The sequence below is a fragment of the Parendozoicomonas sp. 209JJ7-1 genome (assembly GCF_058147085.1).
On sequence record NZ_JBYVJU010000003.1, the window covers coordinates 338,630 to 347,318 of the forward strand.

The 8,689-nt window shown below is 50.0% G+C and carries 9 protein-coding genes and 2 tRNA genes; 8 read left to right on the forward strand and 3 right to left on the reverse strand.

Translation table 11 applies throughout. The annotated features are described in order from the left end of the window. The first annotated feature begins 17 nt into the window (after positions 1–17). The 4 genes from pal (at position 18) to nadA (ending at position 2,893) form a co-directional block, all read left to right on the forward strand. Positions 18–578, forward strand: a complete 561-nt coding sequence (gene pal / locus ACY2RQ_RS05005) for a peptidoglycan-associated lipoprotein Pal (RefSeq protein WP_490111852.1) — start codon at positions 18–20, stop codon at positions 576–578. A gap of 16 nt (positions 579–594) precedes the next feature. Beyond that, a complete protein-coding gene (gene ybgF / locus ACY2RQ_RS05010; RefSeq protein WP_490111853.1) occupies positions 595–1,389 on the forward strand; it encodes a tol-pal system protein YbgF in 795 nt (264 codons plus the stop codon). 105 nt (positions 1,390–1,494) lie between these two features. Then, positions 1,495–1,570, forward strand: a tRNA-Lys gene (locus tag ACY2RQ_RS05015). Between the two features lie 273 nt (positions 1,571–1,843). Continuing rightward, entirely contained in the window at positions 1,844–2,893 is a 1,050-nt protein-coding gene (gene nadA / locus ACY2RQ_RS05020) for a quinolinate synthase NadA (protein WP_490111854.1), read from the forward strand. A 79-nt stretch (positions 2,894–2,972) separates the two neighbouring features. Here nadA and ACY2RQ_RS05025 read toward each other — a convergent pair whose 3' ends face one another. After that, positions 2,973–4,412: a M48 family metalloprotease gene (locus tag ACY2RQ_RS05025; protein ID WP_490111855.1), complete on the reverse strand. Its 1,440-nt coding sequence runs from the start codon at positions 4,410–4,412 to the stop codon at positions 2,973–2,975. Positions 4,413–4,612: 200 nt separating this feature from the next. Between ACY2RQ_RS05025 and ACY2RQ_RS05030 the strand changes: the two genes are divergently transcribed. Together ACY2RQ_RS05030 and ACY2RQ_RS05035 are read left to right on the forward strand one after the other, a co-directional pair. Next, entirely contained in the window at positions 4,613–4,855 is a 243-nt protein-coding gene (locus ACY2RQ_RS05030; RefSeq protein WP_490111856.1) for a sulfurtransferase TusA family protein, read from the forward strand. After that, the gene (locus ACY2RQ_RS05035; RefSeq protein ID WP_490111857.1) at positions 4,848–5,930 is read left to right on the forward strand and encodes an AI-2E family transporter; all 1,083 of its coding nucleotides are present in this window, start codon (positions 4,848–4,850) and stop codon (positions 5,928–5,930) included. The genes ACY2RQ_RS05030 and ACY2RQ_RS05035 overlap by 8 nt, the downstream gene beginning before the upstream one ends. A gap of 102 nt (positions 5,931–6,032) precedes the next feature. Here ACY2RQ_RS05035 and ACY2RQ_RS05040 read toward each other — a convergent pair whose 3' ends face one another. Beyond that, positions 6,033–6,545 carry a peroxiredoxin gene (locus ACY2RQ_RS05040; RefSeq protein ID WP_490111858.1) on the reverse strand — a complete coding sequence of 171 codons (513 nt, stop codon included), beginning with the start codon at positions 6,543–6,545 and terminating at the stop codon, positions 6,033–6,035. Positions 6,546–6,867: 322 nt separating this feature from the next. Here ACY2RQ_RS05040 and ACY2RQ_RS05045 point away from each other — a divergent pair. Together ACY2RQ_RS05045 and ACY2RQ_RS05050 are read left to right on the forward strand one after the other, a co-directional pair. Then, a tRNA-Ser gene (locus tag ACY2RQ_RS05045) sits at positions 6,868–6,955 on the forward strand. A gap of 406 nt (positions 6,956–7,361) precedes the next feature. Then, a complete protein-coding gene (locus ACY2RQ_RS05050; RefSeq protein WP_490111859.1) occupies positions 7,362–8,057 on the forward strand; it encodes an HI0074 family nucleotidyltransferase substrate-binding subunit in 696 nt (231 codons plus the stop codon). A 129-nt stretch (positions 8,058–8,186) separates the two neighbouring features. Here the strand turns inward: ACY2RQ_RS05050 and ACY2RQ_RS05055 are convergent. Beyond that, positions 8,187–8,689: helix-turn-helix domain-containing protein (locus tag ACY2RQ_RS05055; RefSeq protein ID WP_490111860.1), on the reverse strand; the 503-nt coding region annotated here is incomplete at its 5' end.

Sequence of the window (8,689 nt, forward strand, 5' to 3'; positions counted from 1 at the left end):
TGATTCAGGAGTTAACGATGACATTTGGCAATGTGGCGAAAGGTCTGGCGACAGGTCTGGCAGTATTCTGGCTGGCGGGTTGTGCCTCAAAGGGTACTGTTGAAGGTGGCGGTACTGAGAAGGTAACCGAAAAACCTGCAACCACAAAGGTTGAAACCAGGAATATTATGGATCCGGCTGTTGAGGCTGTGATCAAATCTGGCAAGATATCGGGCTCTGAAAAAGAGATAGCCAAGCTGCTGAATCATAAAACTGTTCACTTTGCCTTCGACAGCGATAAACTCCGTTCCAGCGACATCAAGGCCCTGGATGTGCAGGCCGCTTACCTGACAAGCCCTGTTGGCCGGAACAGCAAAATGATTATCGAAGGTCACACCGATGAGCGCGGTACCCGTACCTACAACCTGGCTCTGGGTGAACGTCGTGCCAAGGCTGTAAAAAACTACCTGGCTCTGAAAGGCGTATCCGCTTCCCGTATGGAAGTCGTCAGCTTTGGCTTTGAAAAGCCGGTTGACCCTGCTCACACTGAAAGCGCCTGGGCCAAGAACCGTCGTGCGGTTATCGTTCCTGTTAAATAAACAAAGGTAAGAGTGAATGGTGGCAAGGAGCGTATTACTGGGGGGATTACTTTCCGTAGTAGCGACTTGTGCAGCGGCTGAAAGCTCTCCGATTCCCGTTGTGGAATCGGGGGCTGTGTCAGTATTGGCGGCACCGGTTTCCGTAAGTACGGTTGTTCAGGCGCAGGCCCCGGTGGCTCAGCCTGATGTTCTGCTTAATCAGCTGGAAACCCTTCAGCGGGAAGTGATGGAGCTGCGCGGTCTGGCGGAAGAGCAGGCTAATACAATTGACCGTATTCAGAAAGAAAACCGGGACCGTTACCTGGATCTGGATCGACGTATCAGCCAGTTGTCTTCCCAAGTAAACTCCAGCAAGCCTGCTGCTGATGGGGGGGGACCGGTTCAGCCTGTGCCTTCTTCAGTAAGCGGCTCTGTGTCGGAAGCAGCAAAAAATGCCGGGAATGAACTGTATCAGAACACCTTTCAGTTGATTGTCCGTGACCGGAACTTCCCGGAAGCGCTTGTCGGATTGAAGAAATATCTGAAGAATTACCCGAACGGAGCTTTTGCGGATAACGCTCAGTACTGGCTGGGTGAGGTTTACCTGGTTCAGGGTGAACTGGAAAATTCCAGGGACGCATTTCTGACTTTGCTCAAAGATTTTCCGCTCAGTAACAAGCTTCCCGATGCCACCTACAAGCTTGGGCAGGTCTATGATCGCCTGGGTGACCAGGCCAGGGCCAGGGAGTATCTGAATAAAGTGATCAAAGCTTTCCCAAACAGTTCTGCCGCTCGCCTGGCGGATGTATATCTACGTGACCTGGATCTCTGAATTATAGGAAAACACTTCGGAAAATGCCGGGGTTGCACAAGACAGATAAATCTGTAAAATACGCCCCGCTTCCGGCGAGAACAGCCGAATCGCCATTTTGTTTTTGGGTCGTTAGCTCAGTTGGTAGAGCAGTTGGCTTTTAACCAATTGGTCGTAGGTTCGAATCCTACACGACCCACCAATTTTCCTTTTATTCCTTATTTTATCTGCAGTAAGAATTCTTTTATTCCTTTTGAAAGCATGGTCACCACGTGTTTTCCTTCCTGTTTATTATGGGTTTTTTCCGACTGGCCACTGATCTGAACAGCAGCTGTTATGAAATCAACCTGCTTTCCGTGCTAACATGCGCGAGCCTTTCGGTGCATCTGGATGCCGGGGGTTCCTTAATTGAGTCCCGGACGGATTTTTATGCCGGTATTAATCCGGAAGAATTGTAAGAAGACAGACTATCAGCATGACCCAAGTACAAGACCGCAGTTTTGTTCAAGAACATCTTGCCAGCCTGGGGGGGCGGCCTGAGCAGCCGATCGCAGATTCTGAAATGCTGAAAAAGCGAATTCGTGAACTGCTACGGGAAAAAAACGCGGTAATGCTGGCGCACTACTACACAGATCCCGCCCTGCAGGCCCTTGCAGAAAAGACCGGCGGCTGTGTGGCGGATTCCCTGGAGATGGCTCGCTTTGGTGCCCGTCATCCCGCGGAAACCATGGTTGTGGCCGGTGTGAAATTTATGGGGGAAACCGCCAAGATTCTCAGCCCGGAAAAGACCATCCTGATGCCGGATCTGGAAGCAACCTGTTCTCTGGATCTGGGGTGCCCGGAAGATGAATTCTCCGCGTTCTGCGACCAGCATCCGGACAGAACCGTTGTTGTTTATGCCAATACCTCTGCCGCTGTAAAAGCCCGGGCTGACTGGGTGGTTACTTCCGGCTGTGCCCTGGAGATTGTTGATGAGCTGACTGCTCAAGGGGAAAAGCTGATCTGGGCACCGGACCGTTATCTTGGAAGTTATATCCAGAAGCAGACGGGGGCGGATATGTTGCTCTGGGACAGTGCCTGTATTGTTCATGAAGAATTTAAAGCCAAGGGTGTGCTCGACCTGAAAAGGGTTTACCCGGATGCAGCCGTACTGGTTCACCCGGAGTCCCCTGACGCTGTGGTTGAAATTGCTGATGTAGTGGGTTCTACAACCCGCCTGATTCAGGCTGCGGCGGAGATGCCTAACGAGACATTTATTGTCGCCACTGATCGGGCGATTTTCTATAAGATGCAACAGCTGGCCGGGCAGGGTAAAACCCTGCTGGAAGCGCCCACTGGCGGCCAGGGTGCCACCTGCCGCAGCTGTGCCCACTGTCCGTGGATGGCGTTGAATTCTTTGCAGGGTGTGGTTGATGCCCTGGAGAATAACTCTGGTGTTATTGAAGTGGCGGAATCTGTGCGGGTTGATGCGGTTAAACCCCTGGAGCGTATGCTGAACTTTACCAGTCGGGCAGCCGCAGCCTGATAGATGTGCAGAGTAAATAGAAGAACATAAAGGGAGGCAAAATGCCTCCCTTTTTTATGGAATGGTGGTTGAGTGCTGTTTACAGTTTCATACTCTTTTTATATTCACGCACAACATTCATGCGCTCCTTCAGGGCAATTTTCTGATTAAACGGTGTTCCGGGTAACTCCATAGCATATTCGAGGTGCTGAATACTGTCGTCCAATCCACCTACCAGAAAGTAATATTCAGCCCTTGCCGTATGTACGGTAAAGATATCACCGGCAAGACCCGCCGTTTCCGACAGTGAATACCAGACATATGGATCTTCCGGACGGCGCTTGCTCTCTTCTTTTAAAAGGTTGGTTGAGGCTTTGAACTGACCATTGTTATACAGCATCTCGGCCAGATTCATGGTTATGGGGTAATTGCCCGGATTATCTTTCAGCAGGGTCTTGGTATCTTTGATAGCGCTCTTATGATCACCCAGGGCAAAGCGTACATTGTTGTTCAGTATCTGGTAATAAAGATTGTTTGGATCACTCTTTACCAGGTTGCTGCTGAGATCCTTGGCCGCTTTCGGATTCTGGAGGTTCAGTTCTGTCTGGGCCAGGGCATAACGGGTGGCATTCTTGGAGGATGTACGACCACTGTTTAATTCCTCTTTAAATCTGTGCTGGGCTTTTTCTGGTGAGCGACTCATGGAGAGAATCGCCCGGTTACGCATAATGTCGTAAGTGGTCTGATTTTTGTCCGGGAGAGTAGGGTATTGCTCCGCACGGCTGCGGGTATCAGCCACACGGTTGCGGCTCAGGGGGTGGGTGCGCAGGAATTCATACTGTGGGCCGCCGCTTTCCAGTTTGCTCATGCGTTCAAACATGCTGGCCATGGCCCGTGGGTCCATACCGGCCCGTACCATGGTGAGTATTCCCACTCGGTCGGCTTCCTGTTCATTATCCCGGGTAAACGCCAGCTGTCGGCTTTGTGCGCCGGCAATGGTGGACGACAGTGCTGCAGCACCCAGGTCGCCGGCACCGCTTGCGGCAAGAATAATACTGCCCAGTAAAGCGGCAATAGTTGGCAGTTGCTGTCGCTGGGCGGCTTCCACTCCACGGGCGTAATGGCGCTGGCTGAGGTGAGCCAGTTCGTGGGCGATAACGCTGGAGAATTCTTCTTCCGTGCGGGCATAGAGAAACAGGCCGGTGTTAATACCGACCACGCCGCCGGGAGCGGCAAAAGCGTTCAGGGCCGGGCTGTTTACAAGAATGATGGACAGCTGTCGGTTTTTTAACTGACTGGCTTCGGCCAGGCGATAAACAAGGTTCTCTACATATTCAAGCAGGATCGGGTCGGAAGAGGTATTCACCTGGCTGTTCAGCATTTTCATAAAAATGCCGCCGATCTCCTTCTCCCTTTGCATGGAGACAATACTGGAGCTGGCGTCGCCAATAGTTGGCAGATTAATCTCCCCCTGGGCCTGGAAGCTGCCTGCCAGGGTGAGGGAAAGCAGGAGAGCACGTAATGACTTTTTATCGAGCATGGGCCGTAGAGTATTGTCATCTGAATCAAGGCTGGTCTGACTATATTACCCTTGCGGACGGTGCGATACTATTGAGAACTCTGACGGATAACCATTAGGGGGGTTCGCAATTAGTTATGTTGAACGCAATAGCTAACTTTGCAAGCAATCTCTATGGGTATTCCGACACACCTGAAATAGAATTTTGAAGTAAGTGTCTTATGTTTGATGAATACCAGATCGACAGAGAGCTGGATGCCTGTGGTTTAGCCTGTCCGATGCCCTTGCTTAAGGCGAAGCAGGCGCTGAATGCCATGAATGCGGGTGAAGTTTTAAAGGTGCAGGCCACTGATCCCGGATCAATGCGGGATTTTGCCAGTTTTGCGGAACTGGCGGGGCATGAACTGCTGTACAGTGAGCATAATTCCGGAATATTCACATATATATTGAGAAAATATGGATAAAATAACGATGTTCAAGGTGCTCAGGGACTGGATGCACCGTTATTTCTCTGATGAAGAGGCTGTTGTTCTGTTGCTGCTTTTGATTGCGGCGATGGTGATTGTCCTGGTGTTTGGCTCTATGCTGGCACCTGTGTTTGCAGGTCTGATCTTCGCCTTTATTCTCCAGGGAGTGGTGAACTGGCTGGAGCAGATGAAAGTTCCCAATATGCTGGCGGTGATTATAGCGTTTGTGCTGTTTGTGGCCGCGTTTCTGGCCATTATCCTGTTGATAATGCCACTGATATGGGAACAGAGTTCTGCGCTTTTGAATGAGCTCCCACGAATGGTGCAGGAGTGGCAGGCGGTGTTGAAACACCTGCCAGAAGAGTATCCCGGTTTTGTTTCCGAAGCACAGGTCACGGCCTGGAGCGGTGCGGCAGCCGGACAGCTGACACGCCTGGGGCAGTGGCTGGTCTCTTTCTCTTTATCTAAACTGCCGAATGTAGTGGGCATGCTGATCTATCTGGTGCTGGTGCCGATTCTGGTCTTCTTTTTTTTGAAAGATCGCAAGCCTCTACTGGAATGGTTTTCAGACATGCTGCCGAATGAACGGCGCATGATTAATCAGGTTTCAGAAGAGATGAGCCGGCAGATCGCCAACTATATTCGTGGCAAGGTTATTGAAATTGTGATTGTTGGGGTCACAACCTTTGCGGGCTTTGCGTTTCTTGATTTGAACTATGCGGCTTTACTGGGACTTCTTGTGGGGTTGTCGGTGCTTATTCCTTATATTGGCGCTGCGGTGGTGACTATTCCGGTGGCGGCTATTGGACTGTTCCAGTTTGGTTTTGGGCATGACTTTTTTGTATTGATGGCCGTGTACGGGGTGATTCAAGCCCTTGATGGTAATGTGCTGGTACCGCTGCTGTTCAGTGAAGCGGTTAATCTCCATCCGATTGCCATTATTGTTGCAGTGCTGCTGTTTGGCGGTATCTGGGGATTCTGGGGCGTCTTCTTTGCCATTCCTCTGGCGACTCTGGTGAAAGCTGTGCTGACGGCCTGGCCAAGGGCTGTTCACTCAAACGAAGAAGTTTGACCTGGTTTTTCCGTTCCCTAAAAAAAACAGCTGGAGTGTTTTTCACTCCGGCTGTTTTTTAGGGCATTTTTTAGCAATGTTTTTAAAGTTTTTAAAACGTTGTTAATCCTGCTCGGTTTCTTCTTCTTTTTCCTGAGTGGCAATCTGGCCAGACAGGGCCTGGGCTGCCTGCAGGACATCTTCAACATGATTTTTGATTTTTACTTTACGCCATTCGTGCTGGAGGATGCCGTTTTTGTCGATCAGGAAGGTGCTGCGTTCGATACCAAGGAATTCCTCGTCGTCTTTCTTTTTGGTGCGGATAACATCAAACAGCTGGCATAGGGTTTCATCGGTATCGGCGATCAGCTCAAAGGGAAACTCATACTTTGCCCGGAATTTTTCGTGGGAGGCGAGGGAATCTTTGGAGACGCCGAAAATCAGGGTGTTGGCTTCAATAAAAGCTGAATGATATTCGGAAAAGGCCTGGCCTTCGCTGGTGCAACCGGGGGTGTGGTCTTTGGGGTAAAAGAACAGGACGATATTCTTGTCCTTTGATCCCGCAAGGGATACCTGGGTTGAGCTGGTTGCCTGGGCTGAGAAATCCTCAACCGGTTTGCCAATGATGGTTTTCATTATGTTCCCTTGTCATCGTTGGTGCTGTTCTCTGTCGCACGCCGTAGCCGGGTGCCCGCTGGTACTGGCCATCTCCTGAGTCCCTTGAGTTATGATCCAGCCCTGCCGGAATATGATCCGGGTTACAGGATAGCCGGTTCTGGCGGGCAGTGACAAATCAAGGCGTTGGAGGGCGAGTGTGAGGTAGGCGTTATTACTGGTAGAAAGAGGACATTCTGAGGCCCCAAAGTGTTGCTATGTCACTGATGTTATTATACATTACGCTCCGCTTCGCAGGGATACATTGACGGAGTGAAAAACTTCTCGGTAATACGAGAGATTCGGTGAGGTGTCCGAGTGGCCGAAGGAGCACGCCTGGAAAGTGTGTATACGGAAACGTATCGAGGGTTCGAATCCCTCCCTCACCGCCAAACCTGACAGCCCTGTTACCTGCTTTGGTAACAGGGCTGTTTTGCTATATATGACGATAAATTCCCCATTCCAGAGCCTTTCGTGCGAAACACAAACGTAGTTCCGCGCGAGCGTAATTGACCTTATTTTGCCTCTAAAAACACCGTTTCTGCCCTGTATTCTCTGTTTTAGCGTACAGAGCTTTTTTCCAACTACGCTTCCTAAACCGCTTATAAATCAATCAACTGCAAGCATATTTATGCAGTCTTGGTCGTATGTGTTCGCGATCAAAAGGTGGTAGGGAGATAATGGATGAACAGGTTGATTTCTCTGGATTCCTGAGCCATTTTCCGTCATTTTATAGTTACGTAAAACGATTCTTGCAAACGCAATCTTTTGCAAAATAGCCTGCTGGTGGAACCGTCCATGGAAAGAGCCTCACTTATTCGTCGTGTGCGCGGCATTATTTTGAATCATGCCAAACCGGATCGAATCTGGCTGTATGGATCGGAAGCCTTGGGTACCTCAACGCTGAACAGCGATATCGATATCGCGTTTCTGGATGAAAACTGCACAGATATATCTGCTATACGGGAAGAAATCGAGCAGCTGCCTACATTGGTAAAAGTGGATGTGACCAACCTGACGCATGTCAGTGAGCGGATGCAGAAACGGGTGATCACGACAGGCAAGGTCATTTTCAGTGCGACCCTTCAGCTGCGAGCTGAGGATGGTGTGGATAACTTTGGCCGGGCGGTGCGTAGGTTTGCAAGTATCCTTGATCATCTGACCGTTGAAGAACTTACCGATCCTGACAGCATTTATCTGGACGTTGCGGTTAAGCGCTTTGAATTCACGTTTGAAATGAGCTGGAAAGCCATCAAACGTGTGTTGGCCTGGCGTGGAATTGAAGCCAACAGTCCCCGCTCCTGTTTTAAGGAAGCCTATCAGCAGGGCTATATTACCAATGAGCAGCAGTGGCTGGCGATGATCGAATCCCGCAATCTGACAGCCCATACTTACGATGAGATGGAAGCTCGGCAGCTGGCTCTGCGGGCAAAAGAGTTCCATAAGGCATTTGCGGAGCTTTATCTGGCTTTGGAATCCCAGCTGGAGCAGTGATTGTTAGGGGGCATGGGAAAGGTGCCTTCGCTATTCTGGTGACTCCAGCGTACTTATGTTTCTTGTGTGCCATGTAGGGTGTCTTGGTCGTATATGTTACTGAGAACAAGCTGCCCGGCAGGTTGATGGCTAAATGATGTATTTCTCTGATTTTTGCACGACTTTTTGCTGCCAGCGCCTGCGGGCTTTGTAATAGCTTCCAACATCCTGAAAGCCAAGATTCAATGCGATATTGCAATCGTCCATACCAGAGGACTTAAATTTACCGGCAGCCTTATGTCTTATCTGGTCGAGAATGTAACTGTAGGAAGTCCCCTCATTTTTCAGTTGGCGGTACAGTTTTGATCGGCTCATATGCAAAGCTTTGCAAACTTTTTCAATGCGACTGTATTGGGCAATATCGGTACGCATTAATTGATAGAGGCTGTAGCTGGTATTGCCTTGGCAATGGGGAAGGAGTTCCGTGGCTTTCTCCCGCAACAGGGTTTGCAAAAAGATACTGGATGAAGGTATTGGCAGCTCGAGAGCATCTGCATTCAGTTCAATAAAATTGACGGGACTCTCAAAGCTGATTGTGGGGCCAAATACTTCATAGTATTGGGCGTTATAAGCTGGTCGAGGGTGGCAAAAGC